Source organism: Enterococcus pallens ATCC BAA-351 (assembly GCF_000407485.1).
In the GTDB taxonomy this organism is placed as follows: Bacteria; Bacillota; Bacilli; order Lactobacillales; family Enterococcaceae; genus Enterococcus_A; species Enterococcus_A pallens.
The window spans coordinates 510,137-535,163 of the sequence record NZ_ASWD01000002.1; the positions used below are offsets into that span (position 1 = coordinate 510,137).

Genomic DNA, 25,027 nt, shown 5'->3' on the forward strand with positions numbered 1-25,027 from the left:
TAACAAATAGTTCATTCATACTTTGACACTTTTTATTCATAACCTGCTTTTTCATCATTTAATCTGCCGATTTCTAAAAAACGACCTTGCTTTAAAGGCAGCATTAATTATAATAAGTGAAAGTAGATCTAAATTTTTGGGAGGTTGCTTCTTATGAAAATTGCCATCGTAGAAGATGACATTCAGCAACAAAATTGCTTTATATCACTGGTTAATCGCTACACAGTGGAAAACAACTTGCCTGTCAGCATCACAACTTTTAATGATGGAATTGACATTATTGAGAAGTATAAAGGAGAGTTTGATGTTATTTATTTTGATGTTGAAATGCCGATCATGGATGGCATGACCACCGCCAAAAAAATCCGAGCGATTGATCCAGATGTTGCTATTGTCTTTCTCACGAATTACGTGCAATTTGCCATTGACGGCTATGCAGTCAATGCCGACGATTTCTTGTTAAAGCCTTTAACTTATTTTAATTTTAGCGAACATTTTAAAAAAATCGTTGAAAAATTATCGAAGAAAACTGAAGAAACAATTACTATTAAAACAAACTCCGGGATACGTAAAATTTTGTTGGAGGAGTTGATTTATGTAGAGTGTGAAGGCCATTATTTGTATTTTTACACCAATGATCAAGTCTATTCCCTGCTTGGCTCCATGAAAAATATTGAAAGCGAATTAAAGCCGCAAAATTTCTTCCGCTGCAATAATTGTTATTTAGTCAATCTGAAGCACGTTAAAGCGATCGATGGCAGCACCGCCCACGTTGGCCGATTTGATTTGCGAATCAGCCGTCCGCGAAAGAAGGATTTCATGGCGGCGTTGACGAATTATCTAGGAAATGGAGGAATCTAATTGAACGAGCTGCTGCCAAATATCCCTCGTTTTTACACGGCAATCGCTGAATGGGGGGCGTGTATCTTTATAATTTTTCAATTTGATCGGCAAATCTGGAAAAAAGGAGGTTTATTTCTTCTGCCCTTTATGGGAGCAGGTCAAATTCTTCTGCAATTATTTGTTGGCACCTGGCCGCTGCTGTTTTGGATTCCGGGAATGATGTTAAATGTCTTGTGGATGCTGCTGACCCTTTACCTTACTCTAGACATTTCAAAATTCAGCTATTTCTATAACCTGTGCAAGGCCTTCATCTTTGCGGAGTTTATTGCATCGCTCTCCTGGCAGCTGTTCTGTATTCTTTTTCTACGCACAACGGAGCATGCGACTGTACGGCTGGGGTTCATGCTGATGATGTACCTCCTTTTGTCCTTGCTGTACTACATATTTGAGAAACGCAGCCCGCACCAGGTTGTCTTAAAGAACATCAAAAAAAGAGAAGTCGTAATTGCTGTGCTCTCGGCAATTATCATCTTTACCGTCAGCAATATGGGCTTTATGTTTTCACAAACCTTTTTAGCTGCCGGCGATGGACAATCTATTTTTATCTTTCGAACCTTCATTAATTTATGCGGATTGTTGATCTTGTACATTCAAGAAGGCATGCGGTACGATATTTATTTAAGAAATGAGCTTTCCTCGATTAACAATGTTTTGCAGTCGCAATACGAGCAATACGAAGCCTTCAAAGAAAGCAATGCGCTAGTCAGCCAGAAATTTCATGACCTGAAGCACCAATTAGACATTATTGAAATGGAATCGGAGCCGGCTAAAAGAAAAGAATATGTCAGTCAGTTAAAAAAGGATATTACGCAATATCAGGCAACCGTTAAGACTGGTAATGCTATCATGGATGTCATTTTAACTAGAAAAAACAGCTTTTGTATTCAAAATAAGATTACCTTTACTTGCATTGTTGACGGAAAATTATTGGACTTTATTGAGGTGATGGATTTGTGCAGCCTGCTGGGAAATGCCTTAGACAATGCCATCGAATCCACGTTAAAAAATGTTGACACCGACAAACGTCTGATTAATTTGCGGGTAGAAAAAAAGGCTGGCTTTCTGCTGTTTTTATTAAATAATTACAGTGAAGATCAGTTGTCTTTCGAGGATGGTCTCCCTAAAACAACCAAGGATGATAAAGAATACCACGGATATGGCTTGAAGAGTATTTCCTATATTGCCAATAAATACGATGGAACGATGACCATTAGCCATGAAAACAATTGGTTCTCTTTAAAAGTATTATTGCCTATCACTTAATAAAAGCAAGCAGCCAGCGAGAAAAATCCCGCGGACTGCTTGCTTTTTATGACTCGCTTGAAGCAAGACTGAGTGCTTCATCAATAACCTGATGCATGTCAAAATAACGATACATGCCTAAACGCCCTCCAAAAATCACCTGTTCATCCTGATCTGCCAGCTGTTTGTACTGCTGATAGGTTTGCTGATTGTGCTCATTGTTGACCGGATAATAGGGTTCGTCGCCTTTTTTCCAGGCTTTCGGATACTCCTTCGTAATAATGGTTCGTTCCTGAGTGCCGAACTCAAAATGCTTATGCTCGATAATCCGCGTGTAAGGAACCGTTTTATCAATATAATTTACTACGGCATTTCCTTGAAAATTGTCAGTCTCCAGCGTTTCATGTTCAAATGCTAAAGAACGATACTCCAATTCGCCATAACAATAGTCATAATACTGATCAATCATGCCGGTATAGATGACCTTTTCGTAATTTGCCAGCCATTGCTCTTTCTTCACCATAAAATCGGTGTTTAGCTGAAGCTGAATATTGGGATGATCCAGCATTTTTTCAACAATCTGAGTATAGCCGCCGATAGGAATCCCCTGATACAAATCGTTAAAGTAATTATTGTCGAAGGTTAAGCGCACAGGCAGGCGTCGAATAATAAAGGCCGGCAGCTCTGAACAAGCTTTTCCCCATTGCTTTTCCGTATACCCTTTAATCAAGGTTTCGTAAATGTCACGACCAACTAACGAGATGGCTTGTTCTTCCAGATTTTGTGGTTCCTGATTGTGAGAAAGCCGACTTTGCTGTGCAATTTTTTCTTTTACTTCCTGTGGCGTTTTCAGTCCCCACAAAGCATAAAAGGTATTCATATTAAAAGGAAGATTGTAGAGTTTGCCTTTGCTTAAAGCAATTGGTGCATTGGTAAATCGGTTAAACTCTGCGTATTGATTAACGAAATCCCAGATTTTTTTATTGGATGTATGGAAGATATGGGCTCCATATTGATGAACGTGTATGCCCTCAGTTTCCTTGGTATAAATGTTTCCGGCAATATGTGGACGTTTTTCCAGTACGGTTACTTGGTGACCCTTTGCTGCCATCTGGTTGGCAAAAACTGCCCCAAACAATCCGCTGCCCACTACTAAATAGCTTGTCATCTCTTTTCCTCCCCCAAAGCATAATCAATAAACAACCTATCATAGTTTGAGGTGATTTTCTATAGTTTTTAGCTAAAGTGCTGATAAATGAAAAAGCGACCGAGCACTGTTCAGCCGCTTCTTTCCCTAACTATTCGTGTTCGAAGCCATTTTTGCGGTAATTAACAACAAATAGCAAGGAAATAACCGCCAGCTCGCCCACTAGAACCAGCCAGCTTTGAAGGCTCAAGCCTTGTCGACTGCCCTCAGCAAAGGCCGAAACTAGATTGCCGACGATCCCGGTGTACAAGAAGTTGCTAACCTTTTGAAAACTGCCAGCGATATTGCCAAGCACTGGAACCAGCATTAAAACTAGAACAAAAATGGTACAAATATTGCTGGATGACATTTGATTCTTAGCAAACAAGCCAATCAGCATTCCTAAGACACAACTGGTTAAGCCAGCGATAGCTGTAACTAGTACATACAAAACTAAATTGACCTCACCTAAGTTGATGCCGCTAAGAACCAGTACCAGCAGATTAATTAGAAAAGAAACCACAAAGGAAGGAATGACCGAGCTAATAAAGTATTCCGTTCCGTTAACCGAAGAAGTCATCAAGGTTCTCAGCGTATTCTTTTCTTTGTCCTTTGCCAGCATAGTAGCTGGCATCATCATGGATACACTGGTTAAGTTCATTAATAGACCCAGATTCAGCACCAGCGCCACCATCATCGGCGGCATCGCTTTGCCATCTAGCAGATTTTGATACACAAAGCGCATCAAAAGGGTTAACAATGGAACCATGCTGCCAGTAATCAGGAAGGTCTTGTTGCGGAACAGCTCTTTGAATTTGAAGCGGGTTAATACGTGAATTTTTTTGAATGAAAGTCCCATTAGCTTAGCTCCCTTCCAGTGACCGTTAAAAAGACATTTTCCAAGGTTGGTTCACAGGAATGGATCGATTCGATCACATCATTGGTGATCCATTCAGACAGCTTTTTCGTATTTTCAGCGGTGTGTGCCAAGGTAACTTCTTCTTTTGTATTCAGCAAAATCCGGTACTGTTTCTCCGAATTGTAGCGTAGACAAATTTCCTGCGGTGAACCGAATTCGACAATCTTGCCATCATTTAACAAAGCAACATGATCGCATAACCTAGTGGCTTCCTCCATGTTATGGGTTGTCAAGAAAATCCCCATGCCATCTGCCCGCAGCTCCAGCAGTAAGCGGTGAATTTCCAATGCCGTTGTTGGGTCCAGACCTGAAGTCGGCTCATCTAAGAACAATACCTTGGGCTGATGCAAAACGGCCCGTGCCAAAATTAGTCGCTGGCTTTGACCTTTAGACAATTTACCAGCCGGCTGTTTTTTCTGTTCAGTTAAGCCCACCCTTTTTAGTAAATAATCTACTCGTTTTTTGGGTACATTTAGTAATTGAGCAAACAGCAACAGGTTTTCGTACACAGTGAATTCCTCATAAATTCCACTGGCATCGGTAACAATTCCAATCTTTTCATAAATCTGTTCGTTCAGCTTCCGGGTGTCACTGCCTAAAATAGTGGCTTCACCTGAGCTTTGAATCATTTGACCAGTCACGATCTTAATTGTCGTGGTCTTCCCAGCACCCGATGGCCCTAAAAAGCCCAGAATTTCCCCAGCAGAGAGGGTCATGTTGATGTCTCTTAAGGCTTGTTTATTAGAAAAAGCTTTTGAAATATGCTTTAATCTCAGTAATTCTTCTTTCACTATTTCGCCACCTCCATTAGTTATTATCTTAACTATAAGCATTCAGAGTTAAAAAAGGGGTCTGCGTCCAAAAAAGACAGAAAACTGTCCTTTTTGGCAGTTTTCTGTCTTAGGTTAGTTTGAAGGTCAGCATTTGAACAAATTCTTGCTTCTCTACCCGTGTTTCTAGCCAAACATCTGGATATTGACGGGTAATTTCCTTTAAATTGGTTAAGCCTAGACCACGACTTTCCCCCTTGGTAGAATAACCAGCTGTCCAAATCCGCTGCAGGTCAACCGTTTGACTTGTTGGATTCTTGACGATAAAGGTCAGCTTACCTTGCTCCTTCAGCAGGACAATCGTGACCTCCGGCTTCTTTTCCCGGGCAGCAGCTTCAATGGCGTTGTCCATTAGAATGCCCCCACATCTTAACAGGTCAGAGATCTCCATCGGAATTTTGTTGATTGGCTCCAGCACTTCAATCATCAGCTGAACTTGCATTTTCTCTGCTTGCATGATCTTAGCCATAATCAACGTTTTCAGCTCAATTACTTCAATGTTCGCCAGCTGATTCAGCTGCTGCATATCCAAGCGAATTTCTTTGTCCATCTGCAGCATTTTTGTGCTGATGAATTCCTGAGCAGCTTTGATATCCCCTGATTCCACCTGCGCATACAGGCCGGTAGCAACATTTTTATAATCATGATGAATCTTCCGCAAATCCATTTGAATACTTTCCAACCGTTGTAAATAGGCTTGCTGCTGTAATATCAAGGCTTCTGATTCCTTTAGCTGTCGTTCCCGCAAGTATTCCCGCAGTAAAAAAATATAGATTGCGATTACCATGCCGTAGCTTAGAATGTACAGCGCAGTCACCAGTAACGAAAAATCATTCAGGAAAAAGGTCGCTTTAACCAGTTCGATGGTAACATTTAAGGCGCTGATAATTAAAGCAATCATCAAAGCAAGTCTAGGATACTCTATGATCCGCCGTAGGACAAAAAAGACGCGAGTTTTGGTCAGGAGTCGATATATTAATAGAATTAAACCAAAAACAATCGTTGTTCCCAGTATATTCATCACGCCATAGTTAATGTCAGGAGCCGCTGCCAAGATGATACTCTGATAAAGACTGTTGAAGACGACTGTCACCAACGTTATAAATATGGCTAAAAAGAAGATCATTCGCCAGTCCACCACTTTGAAAATGTAGTGATGCAGGAATAAAGAGAGCACCGTTGTGATACCGGCCTGAACTAAAATGTAAACACCTAATGGCAAATCAGCCAGCAGATAGGTCAATTCCGCAAAAAAGACCGACATAGCTAAATACAATAGCCACGTATACGAGCTTTTTCGTTTCTCTTTGAAAACTAGATACACAAGCAAATATTCTAGGATAAAGGTAGTCATAAATACATACGTTAAAACACCCATAGTCATTAAATAGTCGATTAGTCCGTCCTCCCTTCGAAATAACTTCGCAACAGCTTTTTACCCGCTCGTGACATTAAACAAACCGAACCATTTTCCATAATTACCGTATTGTCTGAATAATTGACCTGCTGAATTTTACTTTTTTGCACTAGATAGGAGCGGTGAATCTTCAAAAAATTCTCTGATAGCTGCTGCTCAATCTTCTTCAATTCCCCTCGAAATTCCAATAAACGGCTTTCCGTGTGGATTACGACCCGGTGTGCCCCGACGGTTTCGAAAAATAAAATACTTTCCAATGGTATTTGATAACTAGTATCGGCGACCTTTACTGTATAATAGCTTTGCGGATCGCCTAATTCCTGAGTCAGCAAATGCTGAATATCCTGTAGACAAGCCATTAATTGGCTGTTCAGCTTCTCAGGAGTATCCTTATATAAATAGCTCATTGCCTCCAGCCGATATTTGAATGTTTCAAAAATCATTTCCTCATGGGTCGTAATAAAAATCAAAAATCCTCGTGTATCCAGCTCTCGTATTTCTTTGGCTAAAGAAAAACCGTTGTACGTTTCATGCTTTAAATCCACATCAAAAAAGTAAATCGAGCGCATACTATGAGAACGGCGATGGGCCAATACTGCTTCAGGATCACCGGTTACCAAAACGATTTCCATATCGTAGGCATGAATCATAATTAGATTAGAAATAAGTTTATTTATATATTCCCGCGTTTCTTTGACATCATCACAAATATAAATAGGTACCATGCTTCATCCACTTCCACTAAAGGTATATCTCAGTTTAGCATTACTTCCTAAGCGTTTCCACATCATCTTTTAAATCCCTTCTAAATATAAAAAGGTCAACAACTGTGAAAAATGAAGCAGATCGAACGGTAGCTACTCCTGTAACTCAGAAAGCCCAAGTGTTTATGCTCTGATAGAGTTAATTATTGGACGCTACTTTCAAATCTTTAACAGATAAGACAATTAATGATAATTCTGGCAAGTATATCCTATAAACTTACTAAGGGCGAAATACCTATTAGGTGTTAGGTTCGCAATTTCTCTATCCTCGCAAAAAAATCACGAACCAGCAAGCCAGTTCGTGAAGTGTATGTTTGTTTTATTCACCAAAAATTTCTTTGGCCAGTGCAAAGGCTGACCATGCTTTAGGCCACCCTGCATAAAAGGCCAAGTGGGTAATTAGTTCTACAATCTCGTCTTCGGTTACACCGTTTTGTTTGGCAATGTTTAGATGGGCTTCTAATTGAGGGGCTCCCATTGCTAATAGAGCGGAGCAGGTAATTAAGCTGCGATCATGCGCCGAGAGCTGTTCTTCCCGCTCCCATACTTCACCAAATAGAACATCATCGTTTAATGCTGCAAATTGTGGGGCAAATTCACCTAACTGATCTCTGCCTGCTGTTTGTTTTGCCATTTGTATTCGCTCCTTTTTATTTTGCTAATTGATCGTACAGCTCATCACTAACCGGCTCCAACCATTCTGGTGTGCCAGCAGTAATTGCGATATGTTCAAACCAACTATCTTTCGCTGCACCATGCCAGTGCTTTACGCCGTCGTGGGTAATAATTACATCTCCCGCCTTTAGCGCTTGGGCTGCTTTGCCTTCTTCTTGATACCAGCCTTCACCACCAGTTACCAGCAGCAGCTGGAAGCCGTCATGATGAATGTGCCAATTGTTGCGGCAGCCTGGCTCAAAGGTTACATTGCCTACACCTACATTTATCTCTGGATCAGCTACCAGTGAGTGCAAATAGCTTTGACCAATAAAATATTGAGCATAGGCATCATTTTTTTCACCGCTTGGAAAGATGATGCCATTTTTTACTTCTTCATGCTTTGTCATAATGCATTCCTCCATTACTCTTCAATAGTTGTCAGCCAATTTTTAATGGCTGTATCGGAACGTGCCACTTGGGAACCGCGGATTGGCAAGCCATTCTTTACTGTGGCGGTGGGGCAAAGCTGCTTCAGCTCCTCGATGCTGCTGCCCATCCCGCTGCCTTCATGAGTACAAAATGGATAAATTGTTTTGTTTTGCCAATCATTCTCTTGTAAAAAGGAGACCACCAGCTGCGGCAATCCACCCCACCAGTTGGGATAGCCTAAAAAAATCGTTTCATAATCTGTCAAAGCTATCTTGTCTGCTGTATAAGCGACGTATGCACGCTGCTGTCTTTCAAGCTCTGCCTGTTTGGTGGCTTCCTGATAGCTGTTGGGATAAGGTACTACTGGTTCTAGCTTAATCAAATCGGCTCCTAACGCTGCGGCAAGTTTCATGGCCGCCACTTCCGTATTTCCAACGGCTAATTCTTCCATTTTTCCATTAACAAAGTTTTCTCCTCGCCGAGAAAAGTAGATCACTGCTTTCATATGGAACCTCCCTCTATCTAAAAGAAAAACGCTGTAAGATGATACCTTCATCCTACAGCGCGTTTGTCTATTCGTCTAATACTTCTTGAATCATAGTCCTATGCTTGAAAAGCATGGGTAAAGCGGTGAACCAGCTCTTCGACTACTGGTGTATGAATCCGTCGCTTCCAAACCAACACGCCATGAGTCTTCAGTTCCGGCTCCAAGGGCACAAAGCGAAACTGCTGAATATCCCGGTGAGCCGTTGCCCCTTCGATTGCTAAAGCAGAACCCACCCGATTTTCTACTAAAGAAAAAATATTAAAAATTAAATTGTAGGTGCCTACCACATTCAGTTCTTCAAAGGGTGCGCCTAACCATTGAGCAATCAAATCCTGAACCTCTTTACGAGAAGAAGTTAAAAGTGGAATTCCTTTTAAATCCACCGGGGTAATCGTCTCCTTTTGAGCCAAAAAGGTTTCCTTCGAGACTAGAAGTCCCCATTTTTCTTCTCGCGGAAGAATGAGCGATTCATAATTGTTCATATCAATTGGTTCTAACAGCAGGGCCAAGTCTAAAAGACCTTTATCCAACCGATCAGAAATATCTTCACTGGTACCAGTTACCAAATTGAAGCGAACCTGAGGATAATCGTTAATGAATTCTTCAAGCATCATGGACAAGGTATCAGAATTATCTGCTTCAACACAGCCGATTGAAAAGCTTCCGCTTAGCTGTTTGTTCTTTTGATCGAGAAAGGCCTGATCCAGCTTGTCATTCAACAGCAGGATTTCCTCCGCTCGTTCCTTTAAAAAAATCCCCTCTTCAGTTAAGGAGAGTTGGTTGTTCGTTCGGTGGAGCAAAGCCACACCAAGTGATTCCTCCAGCTCTTTTATCTGACGACTCAAGGTAGGCTGAGTAATATTCAACAACTTAGCCGCCTTTGAAATGTTTTTTTCCTCGGCGACGGTCCAAAAATAGCGCAACAAACGGATTTCCATCCTCAGCCTCCTTCCATTTTCTTCTATTATAACAGTCTTTTACAGTGAACCAAATTGCGGCAGCTGCCATAGGGGAATGGACTCTTTCTAAATCTGTTCCTGCGCTGCGATTTGGGAATAACTGAAAATATGCCGCTGCTTCACTCGCATATGCTCTGTAGTTGGTACCTACTAAGAGAATAGAAAAAGCAGCGAAATTTCCGCTGCTTTCATCTTAATTATTCTTATTGCTACTCTTTGACAATTTGAATCTTCAAATCAATGGAATCGTTCATTTTGTAGCCTTTCCCATGAACACTATAAAAGAAATCCTTGATCTTCAAGCTCTCTTCAATCTTCTTTCTCATGCGAAATAGATAATATCGAATTTTTTGAGAATCGCGTTTCCCACGAAACTGATCTTCTTTCCAGATCTCTTCATTTAACGTAACAGGTGATACAAAAGCCTTCGTGTCCTTAGTAGTGAACAGCTTAATTAAGATCATTAATTCCTTGGCACACAACTCAACAGAATACTGATCGGCAGCCAAGGTACAGTCTTCAATAGTCAACAGCAGCTTCTCTTGTTCCATTCTCTTCTCTCCCTTTAAAATAACTCTTGTTATATAATAATTATATTCAATAGAAAGAAAGGAACTGTATATTGAAAAGTACTGTAAAAAAAAAGCTGTATTTTTAGTTTTTTGCCCATTCGTTTTCAAGTGTTAGAAAATTCAAAAATATTTGTTGCGTATATTAGGCTAAACTACGCGGTCCAAAATAAGTGGTAGATATTTCAGTGGCTGTTTTGCCCCATTTCGCAGCCATTTTGTATTGATTTTTATCCTCAAAATGCTGAATCATCAGCTTGCAAACATCCATCGCTTGAAAGGGATTCGCAGCAACACAACCTTCTTCTTGAAAATACTTTTCTCCCAAGGACTCCACAACTTCACCCTTTTTTTCCTTCGTATTTAATAAAATCAAATAGAATTGCCGATTCAACAAGTCCTCATTCGTTAACGGATAATTCTCAGCTAAAGCTGCAACCTGTTTAGCCTCCTCTATTTTGTCAAAATTGAGAAAAGCCGAGGCCATTGTATAGATATAGGGGACTACTGCCAGCATGAAGCAATGGTTCTCAGAATGTCTTTTAATCGTTGCGATAATGGAATTTTTTTCTGGAATAATTCGATCCGTGTAAGTAAAAAGCAGGATCTTACTTACTAGGTTAATTATTGTTTTTCCCAATTTCTCAGGCTTTGGCTGCTGAATATTTTTTTCTAAAAAATAAGCGCCTTCATCAATAAAGCCATAATAAATTAGACACTTGGCATATAAATAGTTCCAGTGAGCGATCAGATCGTCTGGATTTGCTGATGTCTCTATTTCTTCTTTTATCTCTGGAAGCAGCCGTAATAAATCAGCTCTGGCCCCCTGATTCCATTGAATCATGCTGCGCTTTAGCAGCATACAGGCCTTCTCCTGCTGCTCATCAGATGGGATCAAGTTTATGTAGTCATTCACAAATCTGTAGGCTTCGTCATACCTTTTTTGATTTAACGAATCCATCAGTAAGTAATACAAGGATGCTTTCCTTAATTCATCATCTAGACTTTCATTCAAGTAAATCGTACTAAGAAATTCAGTGATTTCTTTTCGCTTTTTTTTATGTGTAAAGGTTGTTAGTGAATGAGCAAAAATGTCACTAATTAAATATTGCTGCACGGTCAGTTTCTGTTCCTTTTGGATCCTTTGTATTACAGCGATATTTTCAAATCTTTCAGCTGACACGAGCTGTGTTAGGTAGCTGTAAAATTTTTTATTGTCTATTGCTTCATGAGTTAAGAAATGGACTGGTGTTCCAAAAATTTCTGAAGTCCAAATTTCAACTTCAATCGAGGGCTTTCTACGTCCCTTTTCAATATTGGATAAATGAGAAATCGTTATATGCATTCGTTTCGCCAAATCATTCATCGACCAATCTGCCATCAGACGCTTCCATCGAATCAATCTTCCAATCATACGCCTCCTCCTTTCTATCTTATCTATCAATTGTAATAAAATAAAAACTATTTTACGAAGGATAAGACTTGCTTATTCTTAATCAAATTGTCATTTCCTTCCTGCAACAATGATACATAATAAGGAATATCTAATTATAAATAAAGTGGTGAACCAGACTGGTTAACTGCCCTTACTGAGCGAAAGAATTCTGTTGACCTTCCTCCAAGATTAAATTATCCTTATGTAAGGATGAAGGAGTTCTAATCAAAAAAATTCAGTTAAGCATCCAGCCACCTTTCATCGGCTCTGTCTTTACTGAATTGGCCTTGACTAGGACACATTGAACTTAGAATTTACATATAAGAAAGCAGGGAAGAGTATGAAAGTCATTTTAAACGGTCAGCTGGTTGAGCGTTCGGAAGCTAAAGTGGATATCGAAGACCGAGGATACCAGTTTGGCGATGGGATTTATGAAGGATTTCGCATCTATCAAGGCTGTATATTCACCTTTGATCAGCATATCGACCGCCTGTTTGATAGTGCTGAATTGATCGACTTGGCAATTCCTTATACTAAGGAAGAGCTAAAGGACCAGTTAACTGAATTGATCACTGCCAATCAATTGGGGGATGGGATGATCTATTTACAGATTTCTCGTGGGACACAAATGCCTAGAAATCATGTGTACTCACCGGACAATCACCCTGTTTTAATGGCTACTTCCATAGCAGCCCCTCGTGATCTAGCTGCTTTTGAAAAGGGCCTTACTGCAATTACAGCAGTAGATGATCGCTGGCTGCATTGCAATATTAAAAGTTTGAATTTATTAGGCAATGTCCTAGCTAAAAACCAAGCGGCTAAGGCTGGTGCTGACGAAGCGATTTTGTATCGGGATGAAGATCACGTAACAGAATGCTCGCATTCCAATGTCTTCATCGTTAAAAACAATACATTGATTACTCACCCGGCAAATAATTTGATTCTCAATGGCATTACTCGGCAAACGATTTTGAAGCTGGCAAAGGAAAACAAGGTTGCCATCGAAGAACGAGTATTCAGCCTAACAGAATTAAAACAGGCAGATGAAGTCTTTATCTCCAGTATCATGGCAGAGGTAACACCTGTTACTACCATAGATGGCGAAATGATCGGCACTGGCGTTCGTGGTCCGCTATCCACAGAATTAGAACAATACTTTATTGCCGAAATCGAGAAAACCTGCGGCATACAACTATAAAAAACTTCCCTCTTCCGTTTTCTAGCGGCGGAGGGAAGTTCTTTTATTTTAGAAACTCAGCAATTGCCTGTTGATTTTTTTCCAGCTGTACTTCCAGCACACTACCAGCTGGCGTATCGTCATTGTATCTCCAGCTATCCTCAACTGGAACAGACAATGTTTCCACTGACTTTTCAGCCCCCTTAATAAAATCCAACCCGCAAGCCAGCAATACTTTGCTTGGAATATTGGTGTCAATACTGCCCATCAGCTTACCGATGGTCTTTGGCAGCTTCATCAAGGTAGTCAGGTCTTGGGACTGCTCGCATAAAGCCTTAACTACCTGCTGCTGGCGCTCAATTCGGCCAAAATCTCCGTTACCATCTCCACGGTAACGAGCGTATTGCAACAAGGTATTGCCATCCATTTGCTGCTTGCCTTTTTCAATGTTCACCCCGTCCAATTCAAAGGAGTTTTGCGCATCAATCGTTACGCCCTTTGGAAATAAATCATTGATACAATCGACAAATTTATCAAAGGTCATACTAATATAGTAAGGTGTTTCTACCTGGAAGTTATCTTTCAGCGTCTCCTCGAGTAAAGGCATACCACCGTAAAAGTAGGCGGCATTGATTTTATCCTTCCCGTATTCAGGAATGTCCACATAGGAATCTCGCATAATTGAAATCAATTTAGGCTGCTTAGTCCGACGGTTGTACTGACCAAGCATTAAACTATCCGAACGCCCGCTCTCTTCATCGGGCCGCGCATCCGATCCAACTAATGTGAAGTTAATAATCTCCGGCACCCCTGCAGGTACCGGAAGCTCTGCCTCCTCCTGCTTGACTGTCTGCGTTTTTTTCTCGGCGGTAAAGCCCACGAGAAACTCAAAGGAGACAAAGCCGACTGCTGCAATCAGGAGCAGCAAAATTACAATCGTTGCTTTTTGTCGCTTATTCATCGTTGATTTCCTCTCTTATTGAAGGGAAACTCTCACTTGCCAAATCACAAGTCCTCTATTATGATAAGTCACAAGCTGAGAATTTCTCAGTTTATCTTTTTAGGGTCGATAGAGCTGCCACTCTTCGGCCTTTTTTGGGCTTCTCCATGCCCAGCACGATTCCTAGACCCACACATACGGTGATCATGGAGGTGCCGCCTTGACTCAAAAAAGGCAATGGAATCCCCGTTAACGGCAAGATTCCGATCGCTGCACCGATATTTTCGACAGTTTGGAACAATAAGGCAAAAACCAAACCGACCGAAAAATATAAGCAGCCGCGATTATTGGTTTGAATTCCAGCCGTCAGCATCTGATAAAACAAATAGAAATACAAAAACAGGACACCGCTGCTGCCAATAAACCCGCTTTTTTCTGCAATGACGGTAAAAATCATGTCTGACTCACGTACCGGAACATAAATTGAGGCCAACTCACTAGATTTCCCAGCAAAACCACCTACTGCCACAGACAGCATGCTGCGAACCTGTTGAAAGGAAATTGAATCCTGGTATTTAAAAGGATCGATCCAGGCCTCCACTCGATTCAGCTGGTACTCTTTGAAATGCAGCGCCTGCAAGATTCCTCGTCCCCATTCGGTGAAGACAAACAACAGCAAACAGCCGCCTAACAGTGTCAATGCTCCTGCTCCAGCTAGTAAAATTCGTTTATCCACACCTGCTACAATAAACAAAGCCGCCAAAACACTGATAAATACCAAGCTGGTTCCAAAATCTCGCTGCATGAACATCAGCAAAAATGTTGGTAAAGCAATGGCCAAACTTTTTATTATATACCCCCCATCCGCTTTCAACGAATGCGGTCGCGCTTGTTTTTCATACTTCAGCGTAAAATGGACAAGCATTAAAATAAAACTGATTTTCACCATTTCTGAGGGCTGCAGCGACAAGGGTCCAATGCGCAGCCAGCGTTTTGTCCCAGTTAACAAATACATGGTCGGATCGTAGTACCAATGCAGCAGCAACATCACTCCTAAAGAAAAGCTGTACCAAATCGGTGCAAACTTCACTAAAAATAGAAACGGAATTCGCCGCATAACCAATAACGCGCCTAAAGCTAAGCCACTAAAAATCAGCTGTTTAAAAATGACTGGCTGAACGGCTCGACCATCCAACAATGCCGCCTGATACTGAACCCAAACACTTAAAATTAATAGTAACAGGATCGGCAGCAATAAGGCATCGTTCCACTCTTTACGCTTCACTTTTTCATCTCCTTTCCCTAGCTGAAACATTCAGCGCAACTCCTAAGCTGACTGAAAGAATCAGATAGCTGGTTCCACCATAGCTGAGAAACGGTAATGGAATTCCCGTCATAGGAATTAGGCCTAAGGTGCTGGCTACGTTAATACTTGTTTGCACCAGCAGCAACGTACCAATCCCCATTACAAGCAGTGCCGCCTGGTGATTTTTACAATGAGTACTTAGCCAAAACAACCGCAAACAAATCACAAACAAGAGCAGCAGCAAAAACAAGGCCACAATCATTCCCAGCTCTTCGACAATAATTGAAAAAATAAAGTCGGTTTCTGCTTCTGGCAAATAGCCATTTTTGGTAATACTGTTGCCGATTCCCCGACCAAAGAAGCCACCATTGTACATGGCATAATAGGAATTGCTCATTTGATAGCCTGTTCCATTAACATCTGCAAAGGGATTGCCGGCAATTGCGATTCGTTCATACACATGTTGAAAAAGGTGCGGCAATAAATCGTGACTCCCCAGCAGCAGAACAATTCCCGCAACAATCAAGGCCCCAATTACCGCAGCAAAGCCTAATATCAGTCCGACATCGACTGGAATCGCAGCTGCCCAGAAAAGCACCCCTGCCACCAGCAGCAGGATCAAGGCCCCAGTTACTTTAGGCTGAATAAAAACTAGTGTAGCCAAAAACAAGGTAACGATAATCGGTGCTCGCAGCTCCTTTTTGGATTGCAATGGATTGCGAAAGTAATAGCTCAAGTAGAAAATCAAAGCCATATTCGCTAGCTCCGAAGGCTGAAATTGAATCCCAAAAATTGAAATCCAGCGCTGAGCCCCATTGACAGTCACGCCAAAAAGATGCACCTTTACCAGCAGCAAAAGCACGGTCGAACAGCCTAAAAGAATTTGCGCGATTCTCAATTTCAGAAGATGCTGCAGCTTAACAGAATAGGTTAAGCCCAATGCCCCCCAGCTCAGCAGCACAAAAATCAGCTGACGATAAAATAGGCTTCGCGGATTCGCTCCGGCGATTATGAGTCGGTACGAACTTGCGCTGAAAACCTCTAAAAGACCGATGATAGACAGGACAGCATAGGGTCCAATAATCCACCAATCGATCTTTTTCATCGTTTGCATTGCTTCACCTCCCTTCAACAAAGTTAGGCGAAAGCGAGCGGTTATTTCTACTAGTTTAGAATCCATACAAAAAGGTCAGAAACCTTTTCGAACAAGAATTCTGACCTAGCATCATCTCATCGTCCGAGTTTTAGCACTATACAACGTAAAGATGTTCATCTTAGCTATCTTGGAAAAAGCCTTAATCCGACAATTCCTGTTTTACCCATTGGCATCTTTCGATGTTTCTGAGCAATAGCTTATGTTTGTATAGGAGCCTCACCTAACAAGGTTGTTACTATTTTATTTTTACGACCCAATCTTACTCTTTCCCCTAAGCAGCTTGCAACCAAAAACCAGAATTTTTCGCTTAATTTACTCTTTCTTAATAACATTAAAGAAAAATAAAATCAGGAAAAAGCTGTTCTATCTCCTCCCTTGCGCATGATTCAGGCTATTTTTCCAAAGTGTTTCTATTCCTGCTTTTTTGGACTACTCCATCGTTTAACCTGGATAGAAATACCGATATTACAACAAAAACAAGTGATAACAATATAAATATCACTTTATAACAACTGCTTGAACAAAAAATTAGCTAGTTGTATTTATCCATTGAAACTCCTTAGTTCCGTGATTCATCAATCAAAATAAATAACGCACTATATTTTTTTAAATCAAACCATCCTCATTCAATTCATGTTACACTAAACGCAAGAGAGGTGAGCAGAAATTGAACGAATTAAAACTAGTCCTACCTGAAACCCAGTCAGAAAACGCCGTGCACGCCTTTAAACAAGAATTTTTTGAATACGGCGAGCCGATAATTTCGGGCAGCGGGCTGTTGGATCAGCTAAGCTACGAGGAGTGGCTAGCCCACACTCAGGCTTATCGCCAAGCAGAAAATGCGCAAGCAGCTTGGGTTCCCTCAACGACCTTTTTTGCCCTAAGAAAAACCGATCAACAAATTGTTGGAATTATCGATATTCGTCATCATATTGACCACCCCCTTTTGCGCAGCTATGCTGGGCATATCGGTTATGCCGTACGGCCAGCAGAACGACGAAAAGGCTATGCTTCTGAAATGCTGCAGCTGGGGTTGGAATACGCACAATCCCTTGGCTTAAAGGAAGTCATGCTGGGGTGTCATGCAGCTAATGTAGGCTCCTATCGAACGATTGAAAAGCAAGGCGGCGTTTTGACAGAGGAAAATGTCGACAAAGAGGGAAAAAGAATTCGGATTTACTGGATACAACTAGAGAAAGCTTAGCAACTGATTTCAATTGCTAAGCTTTTTATTACAATATATCGTGTTTTTCAGCAGTCCGCTGGTCCAAAATTTGTTTGACTGTTTTTTCATCCATGGCTTCCCAGCCATCCAAATAAACATGAGCTAAACGTCCCTGCTCATCGAAGCTTAGGATCATTCCTGGCTGATCTTGGTTATCATTAATGACTAGATAGAGCTGATCCTGCCAGCTGCTGATTTGCCAGGTTCCATTACGATACTTCTCCGTAGGCCCTTCCCCTTGCTTTTGGATGAGGCGCTCCAGCATTTCTTCAGTACAGTACTCCGGGTATTCTTTCAGCAGTTCTTCCCGCTCCTCACTAACCAAGTAGTTGGATATAAAGAAGTTGATGGTTAAAGAAGGTCGAATTTGAATATCTGCCACTAGCTCATCAAAGGCTGCCGGATCGATTTCATGCCAGCCTTGGCCAAGAATATCCACGATCTTCTCATCTTCATTCAGCTTCACAATTAAAATCGTATTTCCCTTATACTTAACTGCCTGACAGTGCCCTTGCGCTGTGGCATAATCCGTCTCAAAGGTAAAATCAAGGTTAGTGGCATCTGGGTAACGAATCTCATCATTCATATGCTGACTTAATAATTCCCGTACCTCCCAGGAAGCCATCTCGTTATTGAAGTTCTGTCGTTCCTGCACATCACTGGTACATAAATAATAGTAGACAAACTGCTGAACGGCATCTGTATCCTCGCCAATCAGACGCTCAATGGAAAAAGGCGACGGGATTTCCTTGAGCTTTTCCTGCTGCAGCTGCAATCGTTCAATCTGATCTTGTTTCGACTCGCTTGTCTTTACCGTTTGAAAAACGCGTACGTAAAAAGTCAGCACCGCCACACAGAGAATCAAAATTACTTTAAGGTGCTTATAGGTGTCACGAGGTTTTTTTTGCGCAACAGGAACGGCGGGCTCCCTTTCCAAATCATAAAATCGCCGCATTTGTCGAAAGGTATCCTGTTCTTCATTCGACAGCTTCCCTTCTACCCTTCGTAAATAAGGCTGTAAAGCGACAAACTGATAATAAGAGACCCGTTGCCAGCAAGCAAAGGCTCTGGAATAATCCGCCACTTGATAGTACAGCATTCCTGACAGATAAGGCTGCCAAAAAGGGATGGATAAATAGGCTCCTTCCTCTATTTGCACTCGATTAAATTCGCTTAACTCTCCTGTTTGCCAAGCCCTGCGATAGATGAGTAAAAAGCTGGCTAACTGCTTGTTGCCATACGCTGTACGCATCGCCTGATCCAGCAGCTGGGAAAATTCCTTCATCATTAGCGGCTGCTTCAAATTGCCTTTTACATCAATCAGCTTCCTCCAAGCCTGCAACAGCATAAAATCGCCATCATTGGTAAATAAATTCTCAATCTTTTTCGCCATTTCCTTTAGTCTAACCAGCTCAAGCGTTTCGCTATTTAAATAGTAATAATAGATGTAGCGATAGAAAAAATAATCCTTCCGATCAGCTGCCGATAGCTCAGGCCACAAAGCAAAGGAGAAATCCGGGTACTGCATAATTTCTTCCCTCTTATATAAAAATCCGGGCAAAGCCAACGATTGTCCAGTGGCCTCATTCTTCAGCTCATTCAATTGGAAGGTTTGAAACAATAAAGCGAGAATCGGCCGAGCCAAATACATGAAGTTCTCAACTAAAAAATGCTGGATCACACGAGAATTCTCGATAAACTCTTGAATCGCCCAGGTTTGATTGTCGGCTAATAGCTGTTCCCAGGCTGCTAAATCATCGAAGAAGGTATCGGTTGCCACCAGCTGATCCAGCTTTTCTTTAAAGGTCGACTCAATCATACTTTCTTCTAGGTTTACTGACACTGGTGCTGGCTGCTCAAAATGAAGCGGCGGTGGAACAGCTGTCGTCTCTTCTTTGGCATACCTAACTGCCCAGTCAAAGGCTTCTTTTAATTGCTGAAATTCTTCTGGCTGTTCATCTGGAATCAGCTGCTTTAATTTGACCGCGTAGGCTTTTTTAATTTGCTTAAGCTCTTTCGTCGGTTCAATGCCTAAAATTTCCCAACAGCTCATAGCCACATTCCCTTTTCAAATTCATTTAAGGTTTCCGTCAGTTCCTTGACCAGCTTTTTAATTATCTGGTCATCCTGCTTGGCTAACTCTGCCTCAAAACGCAGCAATAAGGTTTGAATATATTCCCGCTTTTCACCGGTTGTTTCCGCATATAAACGTTCCAGTCGGGCGGTTAGCAGACGGTTTTCCGCTCGATCTCGTGGATGGATTTTCAGCTTTTCCAGTTTATTGAGGCTGTGCTGAATTTCCTCGGGACTCAGCTTGCCTGGTGATTCTTCGATAATCAGCTGATGAGTTTCTCCGGTTTGCTTCACTGTTACCAGCACCTCCAAAATACCGCTCGTATCATAAGTAAAGCGGCAATCTACCGGATAGTCCTTAGGTGCTGGATCTAGCGGAATAATGATCTCGCCAATTTTCAGGTTTTCACTGACACGGGGGCTTTCCCCTTGATACACGGCAAAACGGATTTTGGGCTGCTGATCTCTTACCGTATAAAAAGTCTCTACCTTACTCACCGGGATTGTCGTATTCCGCTCAATAATGGGCGTAAAAACCCCATTGATCCATTCATTGCCCAGCTCTCTAACCGATTCGACCCCCAGTGTGTGGGAACAGACATCCGTCAGCATCAATTCAGATACCATGCTGTGATCCTTTTTCAACGCAGTTTGAATCCCTGCACCGATACCTACTGCTTCATCTGGATTGATGGAAGTATAAGGAATCGTTCGCAGCAGCTTAGCCAAAAAGCTGCGTACAACAGGATCTTTGGTGGCTCCGCCAATCAAGATTACGCGGTCAATTTCTTCGACTGTCATCTTTTTATCATTCAGCACTCGACCAACCGGCAGACGCATTTTAGCCAGCAAGGGCTCACACAATTTTTCATACTGCGGCTTAGTCAGCTCATAGGAATAAATGGTACCGTCCTTTTCAAACTCGAAACCACTCCTTGCTTGAAAGGACAATTCCCTTTTCAGCATTTCAGCTTTTTGATAAATAACCGAAAGAACCGCAGCTGGCAAAGCTTCCTGCTCCAATTTGCTTTTGACTAAGCAATCTCGAATGATCAACTGGGTGAAGTCTTCTCCTCCCAGCTGGTTATCTCCGGCAATTGCCTCCACCTGCATAATCCCTTCAAACATTTCCAATAGAGAAACATCGAAGGTTCCCCCACCTAGGTCAATCACTAAAATGGATAAATCTTCCTCCTGGTGCAGCCCATAAGCCATGGCAGCCGCAGTCGGCTCACTAATTAGATTCAACACGTTTAAGCCGGCTAATTTAGCCGCCTCCATCGTCGCTTCCCGTTGAATATTGTTAAAATAGGCCGGTACGCTGATTACAACCTCGTCACAAGGCTCCTGTAAAAACAGCTCAGCATCTTCCTTTAAGCTTGATAAAACCAATGAAGAAAATTCGATCGGTGAAAAGGAATAACTGCCTAACTGATACATTTTCTCTGTTCCCATAAAACGCTTGAAAGCTGCCGCTGTCTTTTGTGGATGACTAACCAGACGTTGCTTGGCAATTTCTCCCACTAATATGTCGTTATTTTCGTCTACTCCGATTACTGACGGAGTCAAATAGCTGCCAAATCGATTGGCAATCAGCACCACCTGCTCCCCATCCCAGAAGGATGCCAAACTATTAGACGTTCCTAAATCAATCCCGATTACCGCCATTTTTCCACTCCCTTTTTTTATATAAAGTGTAGCATAAACCGCCGCGTAAAAAAGACCCTGCCGGAAATTTCCGACAAGGTCTTAGGAATCTTATTTTGAATTGGTTGCTGAAACAATCAGCATCATTGGGCGACGGAACTCATCCTTCATCCCGGGAACCTATAGCATTGATTCTGGCGGAGTGGGCTCCACTAAACGATTGATGGCAAAACCATTGGTTAACAAACCATCTAAATAGGTCGTTAACGTTTTATGGTATTTAGTCACTTCGCTGCCTAAAAAGTGGGCCGTCCGCTCCCCTTCATAGAAATAATTATCTACCGGGAAGTGTAAAATCTCGCCGTTTTCATCATAATACCAGTCCTGGGTTCCGTAAGCAGTAAATACTGGATGCTCTACGGAAAAGACAAATTTTCCACCGTCTTTTAAATAGCTATGAACATTTTTAGCCACTGCTTCAAAAGATGGAATGTAATGAAACGCTAAAGAACTGATTACTATATCAAATTGATCCGCATCAAAAGAAGCCTCTTCGATCCCTTCTCTTAAATAGGTCACGTTGGAATAGGGTGTTTGCTGTCTAGCAACCTCCAGCATCTTCTCAGAGATGTCTACGCCGATAACCGATTTGGCGCCATGCTCAGCAGCATAGATACAATGCCAGCCATAGCCGCAGCCTAAATCAAGCACCGTTTTGCCTTCAAAATCCGGCAGCAGGCCTTCTAGTGTCTGCCACTCGCCTGCTCCCTGCAGCCCCTTTTTACTCCGGTCCATTTGACTGTAGCTTTCAAAAAATTCTTCGTTGTCATAAATATTGTTTGTCATTCTATTTTCCTCCATGTAATTAGATTATCTTTTGGCCATTACATGGAGTTCATCTCTTTTGTGGGCAATCATGTTCATCGCTCCCTTCGCTTTAAATATGCTGTTAGTTTAACATATTTTACGCTAAATTTCCTTACGCTAGCTGTTGGATGATTTCGCTAGCGATTTCTTGCGGACAGCGATGAGAGGTTTCTACCGTAATTTTGGCTAATTGTTCATACAAGCGTTCACGAGAATGGAATAGGTCCTTAATTTCTCCATCATTCTTGTTAGCTGCATTCGGGCGAATATTTTCTTCATCATTGCGAATGCGGTCAATCAGCACCTCCGGATCAGCTTTTAGGTAAATGACTTTTTTATCTGCCAATACCTGCTGATTTTCTTCCTGCAAAATGACTCCGCCGCCTGTTGCGATTACGGACTCTTGAGTGATGGCTTCTTTCAGCAAATTGGTTTCGTGCTGACGGAAAGAAGCTTCTCCATGCTGCTCAAAGTATTGACTGATTGAGCCGATACGTTCAACTAGCACATCATCCATATCTACCCGTTGGCAATTCAAGATATTGGCTACCTCGCGACTGATTGTTGTTTTTCCTGCTCCCATAAACCCGATTAAAATAATAGATTCCATCATAAACTTCTCCTTTTTTTCATTTTTTAGGCAGTAATGTATTCTTTAAGCTCTGTCAGAGGAACGGTGTGGATTTGACCTTTCCCGATGTCCTCCACCACTACGATTCGAATCTTGTCTCCTCTGACTTTTTTGTCATGCATAATTGCTTGATAAATTTTCTCCGTGTTCCATGGTGTATAGGCAGAAGGCAATTGAAATTTTTCTACCATTTGAATAATTTCCTCAGTTAATTGCCTTCTGCTCAGCCCTTTTTTACCGCACCTCGCGTCATTTGAACCATGCCTAACGCAACGGCTTCTCCATGACTGATCATTTCGTAATTTTCACTGGCCTCTAGTCCATGACCAATCGTATGTCCGAAGTTTAACAGCAAGCGATCTCCTTGATCGAATTCATCACGTTCAACCAGATGTTTCTTCACATTCAAGGCTTTTTTGATGATGCTTTCGCTGTTGGTTAAAATGTCTTCCATCTTAGTCATTTTCCGCAGCTGTCTCCACAGATTAATATCCTGGATCAAGGCACATTTGATCACTTCCGCCATGCCCTCTGACAAACGTCTTTGCGGTAAAGTCTGCAGCGTATTGGGATCAATTAAAACGCCGTCTGGTTGGGCGAAGGTCCCGATTAAATTTTTAGCTTTTTCACAATTCACGCCCGTTTTGCCGCCGATACTGGAATCTACTTGAGCCAATAACGAAGTCGGCACTTGGATGAAGCTTAAGCCACGCATGTAAGTTGAAGCCACGAAACCGGTTAGATCCCCAATTACTCCGCCACCTAAACCGATTAATGAATCGCTGCGGCTGAAGTCGTTGTCTGTGAGAAAATCGTAAAGCTCATTGGCTGTCACCAGTGACTTTGTCTTTTCGCCAGCATCAACAACGTAAGGGTAAACGTCGAAGCCTTGAATTTCCAAGTATTGTACGACCGTTTGTCCGTAATGAGGAAAGACGTTCGTATCACTGATTAGGGCAATTTTACGTGAAGACCAAATGTCAGCTGTCCAGCTGCCAATTCGCTTCAGTGCATCTTTTTCGACTAGAATCTCATAGGTTTTACTAGGTAATTCAACTTTTAGCATACGATTTCCTCCTTCGATAACTCGTTAATCTGCTTCATCGCTTCGGTTAAAATAGTGACTTCCTTCATCATTTGCAAGTAATTCTTTTCGTTTAGCGATTGTTCGCCATCTGACCAAGCATTGACTGGATCAGGGTGAATTTCCACAATCATGCCGTCAGCGCCGCTGGCAACACCTGCTCGAGCCATTGGTGAAACCAGATCCCAAATTCCAGTCCCGTGACTAGGGTCAACAATAACTGGGAAGTGGCTCAGCTTCTTCATTAACGGTACGGCACTTAAATCTAAGGTGTTGCGGGTGGCGCGTTCGTAAGTCCGAATGCCGCGTTCAATGAACAAGATGTTGAAATTATTTTGAACAGCGATGTATTCTGCCGCGTTCAACCATTCTTCAATCGTACCGGAGATTCCGCGTTTTAGACCAATTGGTTTTCCTGTTTTGCCCACAGCTTCCAATAGACGGAAGTTTTGCATGTTGCGGGCACCAATTTGAATAATATCTGCGTACTGACAAACCACATCAATATGGGCTTCGTCCATCACTTCGGTAATTACCTTCAAGCCATGAGCATCGGCAGCTTTCCGCATAATTCTCAAGCCCTCTTCCCCCATTCCTTGGAAAGCATAAGGAGAAGTACGCGGCTTGTATGCCCCGCCTCTAAGAATCTGAGCTCCGCCGGCTTTTGCCATGCGTGCAGCCTCCATGATTTGTTCTTCTCCTTCAACTGAACAAGGACCAGCCATTGTAACGAAGCTGCCATCACCGATCTTCACACCGTCCACATCAACGACAGTATTTTGGGGATGGAATTCTCGTGAAGTCAATTTGTAGCTGTTCGTAATTGGTACTACCCGCTCCACTGAGGAGTAGCGCTGGAAGGAGATGGTTTGTAAAATTTCCGGATCTCCTAGTAAGCCTAATACGATTCGATCTTTTCCGTGATTAACCTGCACCTCCAGGCCATTTTCTTTAATTTTATTAATAATCGGCTGTAATTCGCCCTCGGTTACTTCCTGCTTCATAATTAAAATCATGTATGTCACACTCCTATTTTTTAATTTCCGTTGTTACTAATGATCGGG

At 42.0% G+C, this 25,027-nt stretch carries 22 protein-coding genes, 2 pseudogenes and 1 riboswitch; of the genes and pseudogenes, 4 read left to right on the top strand and 20 right to left on the bottom strand.

Annotated features, from left to right (window positions below; all coding sequences use genetic code 11):
• Window positions 1–153 precede the first annotated feature (153 nt).
• Both I588_RS09010 and I588_RS09015 read left to right on the top strand, forming a co-directional pair.
• Window positions 154–861 carry a LytR/AlgR family response regulator transcription factor gene (locus I588_RS09010; protein ID WP_010755347.1) on the top strand — a complete coding sequence of 236 codons (708 nt, stop codon included), beginning with the start codon at window positions 154–156 and terminating at the stop codon, window positions 859–861.
• Window positions 862–2,166 carry a sensor histidine kinase gene (locus tag I588_RS09015; RefSeq protein WP_010755346.1) on the top strand — a complete coding sequence of 435 codons (1,305 nt, stop codon included), beginning with the start codon at window positions 862–864 and terminating at the stop codon, window positions 2,164–2,166. It begins immediately after the preceding gene.
• A gap of 46 nt (window positions 2,167–2,212) precedes the next feature.
• Here I588_RS09015 and glf read toward each other — a convergent pair whose 3' ends face one another.
• The 11 genes from glf to I588_RS09070 form a co-directional block, all read right to left on the bottom strand.
• Entirely contained in the window at window positions 2,213–3,313 is a 1,101-nt protein-coding gene (gene glf / locus I588_RS09020; protein WP_010755345.1) for a UDP-galactopyranose mutase, read from the bottom strand.
• Between the two features lie 130 nt (window positions 3,314–3,443).
• Window positions 3,444–4,190, bottom strand: a complete 747-nt coding sequence (locus tag I588_RS09025; RefSeq protein ID WP_010755344.1) for an ABC transporter permease — start codon at window positions 4,188–4,190, stop codon at window positions 3,444–3,446.
• Entirely contained in the window at window positions 4,190–5,044 is an 855-nt protein-coding gene (locus I588_RS09030; RefSeq protein WP_034692510.1) for an ABC transporter ATP-binding protein, read from the bottom strand. Before I588_RS09030 ends, I588_RS09025 begins: the two co-directional genes overlap by 1 nt.
• Window positions 5,045–5,150: 106 nt before the next feature.
• Window positions 5,151–6,404 (bottom strand): sensor histidine kinase, encoded by a 1,254-nt coding sequence (locus I588_RS09035; protein WP_162141125.1) that lies wholly within the window; start codon window positions 6,402–6,404, stop codon window positions 5,151–5,153.
• Window positions 6,405–6,475: 71 nt separating this feature from the next.
• Window positions 6,476–7,222, bottom strand: coding sequence for a LytR/AlgR family response regulator transcription factor (locus tag I588_RS09040; protein ID WP_010755341.1), 747 nt, complete (start codon window positions 7,220–7,222; stop codon window positions 6,476–6,478).
• Between the two features lie 358 nt (window positions 7,223–7,580).
• Window positions 7,581–7,895: a carboxymuconolactone decarboxylase family protein gene (locus tag I588_RS09045; protein ID WP_010755340.1), complete on the bottom strand. Its 315-nt coding sequence runs from the start codon at window positions 7,893–7,895 to the stop codon at window positions 7,581–7,583.
• A gap of 16 nt (window positions 7,896–7,911) precedes the next feature.
• Window positions 7,912–8,325, bottom strand: a complete 414-nt coding sequence (locus I588_RS09050) for a cupin domain-containing protein (protein ID WP_010755339.1) — start codon at window positions 8,323–8,325, stop codon at window positions 7,912–7,914.
• A 14-nt stretch (window positions 8,326–8,339) separates the two neighbouring features.
• Window positions 8,340–8,852 (bottom strand): flavodoxin, encoded by a 513-nt coding sequence (locus I588_RS09055; RefSeq protein ID WP_010755338.1) that lies wholly within the window; start codon window positions 8,850–8,852, stop codon window positions 8,340–8,342.
• Between the two features lie 98 nt (window positions 8,853–8,950).
• A complete protein-coding gene (locus I588_RS09060; RefSeq protein ID WP_010755337.1) occupies window positions 8,951–9,832 on the bottom strand; it encodes a LysR family transcriptional regulator in 882 nt (293 codons plus the stop codon).
• A 230-nt stretch (window positions 9,833–10,062) separates the two neighbouring features.
• Entirely contained in the window at window positions 10,063–10,404 is a 342-nt protein-coding gene (locus I588_RS09065; RefSeq protein ID WP_010755336.1) for a winged helix-turn-helix domain-containing protein, read from the bottom strand.
• Between the two features lie 163 nt (window positions 10,405–10,567).
• Entirely contained in the window at window positions 10,568–11,836 is a 1,269-nt protein-coding gene (locus I588_RS09070) for a helix-turn-helix domain-containing protein (RefSeq protein ID WP_010755335.1), read from the bottom strand.
• A 361-nt stretch (window positions 11,837–12,197) separates the two neighbouring features.
• Between I588_RS09070 and dat the strand changes: the two genes are divergently transcribed.
• Complete coding sequence (dat, locus tag I588_RS09075; RefSeq protein ID WP_010755334.1) at window positions 12,198–13,055, top strand: D-amino-acid transaminase; 858 nt, start codon at window positions 12,198–12,200, stop codon at window positions 13,053–13,055.
• A 43-nt stretch (window positions 13,056–13,098) separates the two neighbouring features.
• Here the strand turns inward: dat and I588_RS09080 are convergent, their stop codons facing one another.
• From I588_RS09080 to I588_RS09090, 3 genes are all read right to left on the bottom strand, one after another.
• Window positions 13,099–13,995, bottom strand: coding sequence for an LCP family protein (locus I588_RS09080; protein ID WP_010755333.1), 897 nt, complete (start codon window positions 13,993–13,995; stop codon window positions 13,099–13,101).
• Window positions 13,996–14,086: 91 nt separating this feature from the next.
• Window positions 14,087–15,289 carry an FtsW/RodA/SpoVE family cell cycle protein gene (locus tag I588_RS09085; RefSeq protein WP_010755332.1) on the bottom strand — a complete coding sequence of 401 codons (1,203 nt, stop codon included), beginning with the start codon at window positions 15,287–15,289 and terminating at the stop codon, window positions 14,087–14,089.
• Window positions 15,264–16,394 carry an FtsW/RodA/SpoVE family cell cycle protein gene (locus I588_RS09090; RefSeq protein ID WP_010755331.1) on the bottom strand — a complete coding sequence of 377 codons (1,131 nt, stop codon included), beginning with the start codon at window positions 16,392–16,394 and terminating at the stop codon, window positions 15,264–15,266. Before I588_RS09090 ends, I588_RS09085 begins: the two co-directional genes overlap by 26 nt.
• A gap of 108 nt (window positions 16,395–16,502) precedes the next feature.
• Window positions 16,503–16,671, bottom strand: a riboswitch (M-box (ykoK) riboswitch).
• Between the two features lie 432 nt (window positions 16,672–17,103).
• Here I588_RS09090 and I588_RS09095 point away from each other — a divergent pair.
• Entirely contained in the window at window positions 17,104–17,640 is a 537-nt protein-coding gene (locus tag I588_RS09095) for a GNAT family N-acetyltransferase (protein ID WP_010755330.1), read from the top strand.
• A 28-nt stretch (window positions 17,641–17,668) separates the two neighbouring features.
• Here the strand turns inward: I588_RS09095 and I588_RS09100 are convergent, their stop codons facing one another.
• The 6 genes and pseudogenes from I588_RS09100 to aroF form a co-directional block, all read right to left on the bottom strand.
• Complete coding sequence (locus tag I588_RS09100) at window positions 17,669–19,714, bottom strand: J domain-containing protein (protein WP_010755329.1); 2,046 nt, start codon at window positions 19,712–19,714, stop codon at window positions 17,669–17,671.
• Window positions 19,711–21,402: a molecular chaperone HscC gene (locus tag I588_RS09105; protein ID WP_010755328.1), complete on the bottom strand. Its 1,692-nt coding sequence runs from the start codon at window positions 21,400–21,402 to the stop codon at window positions 19,711–19,713. Before I588_RS09105 ends, I588_RS09100 begins: the two co-directional genes overlap by 4 nt.
• Window positions 21,403–21,492: 90 nt before the next feature.
• A pseudogene (locus I588_RS09110) lies at window positions 21,493–22,227 on the bottom strand (class I SAM-dependent methyltransferase).
• Between the two features lie 133 nt (window positions 22,228–22,360).
• Window positions 22,361–22,858, bottom strand: a complete 498-nt coding sequence (locus tag I588_RS09115; protein ID WP_034692316.1) for a shikimate kinase — start codon at window positions 22,856–22,858, stop codon at window positions 22,361–22,363.
• Between the two features lie 26 nt (window positions 22,859–22,884).
• Window positions 22,885–23,945: pseudogene (aroB, locus tag I588_RS09120) on the bottom strand (3-dehydroquinate synthase).
• Complete coding sequence (aroF, locus tag I588_RS09125; protein ID WP_010755323.1) at window positions 23,939–24,979, bottom strand: 3-deoxy-7-phosphoheptulonate synthase; 1,041 nt, start codon at window positions 24,977–24,979, stop codon at window positions 23,939–23,941. Before aroF ends, aroB begins: the two are co-directional and overlap by 7 nt.
• Window positions 24,980–25,027: the final 48 nt, after the last annotated feature.

What these genes read in the sequence shown, in the direction of transcription:
- I588_RS09010 (WP_010755347.1), top strand. Translation starts at nt 154, where the DNA reads ATGAAAATTGCCATCGTAGAAGATGACATTCAGCAACAAAATTGCTTT.
- glf (WP_010755345.1), bottom strand. Translation starts at nt 3,313, where the DNA reads ATGACAAGCTATTTAGTAGTGGGCAGCGGATTGTTTGGGGCAGTTTTT.
- I588_RS09025 (WP_010755344.1), bottom strand. Translation starts at nt 4,190, where the DNA reads ATGGGACTTTCATTCAAAAAAATTCACGTATTAACCCGCTTCAAATTC.
- I588_RS09040 (WP_010755341.1), bottom strand. Translation starts at nt 7,222, where the DNA reads ATGGTACCTATTTATATTTGTGATGATGTCAAAGAAACGCGGGAATAT.
- I588_RS09045 (WP_010755340.1), bottom strand. Translation starts at nt 7,895, where the DNA reads ATGGCAAAACAAACAGCAGGCAGAGATCAGTTAGGTGAATTTGCCCCA.
- I588_RS09050 (WP_010755339.1), bottom strand. Translation starts at nt 8,325, where the DNA reads ATGACAAAGCATGAAGAAGTAAAAAATGGCATCATCTTTCCAAGCGGT.
- I588_RS09055 (WP_010755338.1), bottom strand. Translation starts at nt 8,852, where the DNA reads ATGAAAGCAGTGATCTACTTTTCTCGGCGAGGAGAAAACTTTGTTAAT.
- I588_RS09060 (WP_010755337.1), bottom strand. Translation starts at nt 9,832, where the DNA reads ATGGAAATCCGTTTGTTGCGCTATTTTTGGACCGTCGCCGAGGAAAAA.
- I588_RS09065 (WP_010755336.1), bottom strand. Translation starts at nt 10,404, where the DNA reads ATGGAACAAGAGAAGCTGCTGTTGACTATTGAAGACTGTACCTTGGCT.
- I588_RS09070 (WP_010755335.1), bottom strand. Translation starts at nt 11,836, where the DNA reads ATGATTGGAAGATTGATTCGATGGAAGCGTCTGATGGCAGATTGGTCG.
- dat (WP_010755334.1), top strand. Translation starts at nt 12,198, where the DNA reads ATGAAAGTCATTTTAAACGGTCAGCTGGTTGAGCGTTCGGAAGCTAAA.
- I588_RS09080 (WP_010755333.1), bottom strand. Translation starts at nt 13,995, where the DNA reads ATGAATAAGCGACAAAAAGCAACGATTGTAATTTTGCTGCTCCTGATT.
- I588_RS09085 (WP_010755332.1), bottom strand. Translation starts at nt 15,289, where the DNA reads ATGTTTCAGCTAGGGAAAGGAGATGAAAAAGTGAAGCGTAAAGAGTGG.
- I588_RS09090 (WP_010755331.1), bottom strand. Translation starts at nt 16,394, where the DNA reads ATGCAAACGATGAAAAAGATCGATTGGTGGATTATTGGACCCTATGCT.
- I588_RS09100 (WP_010755329.1), bottom strand. Translation starts at nt 19,714, where the DNA reads ATGAGCTGTTGGGAAATTTTAGGCATTGAACCGACGAAAGAGCTTAAG.
- I588_RS09105 (WP_010755328.1), bottom strand. Translation starts at nt 21,402, where the DNA reads ATGGCGGTAATCGGGATTGATTTAGGAACGTCTAATAGTTTGGCATCC.
- I588_RS09115 (WP_034692316.1), bottom strand. Translation starts at nt 22,858, where the DNA reads ATGGAATCTATTATTTTAATCGGGTTTATGGGAGCAGGAAAAACAACA.
- aroF (WP_010755323.1), bottom strand. Translation starts at nt 24,979, where the DNA reads ATGATTTTAATTATGAAGCAGGAAGTAACCGAGGGCGAATTACAGCCG.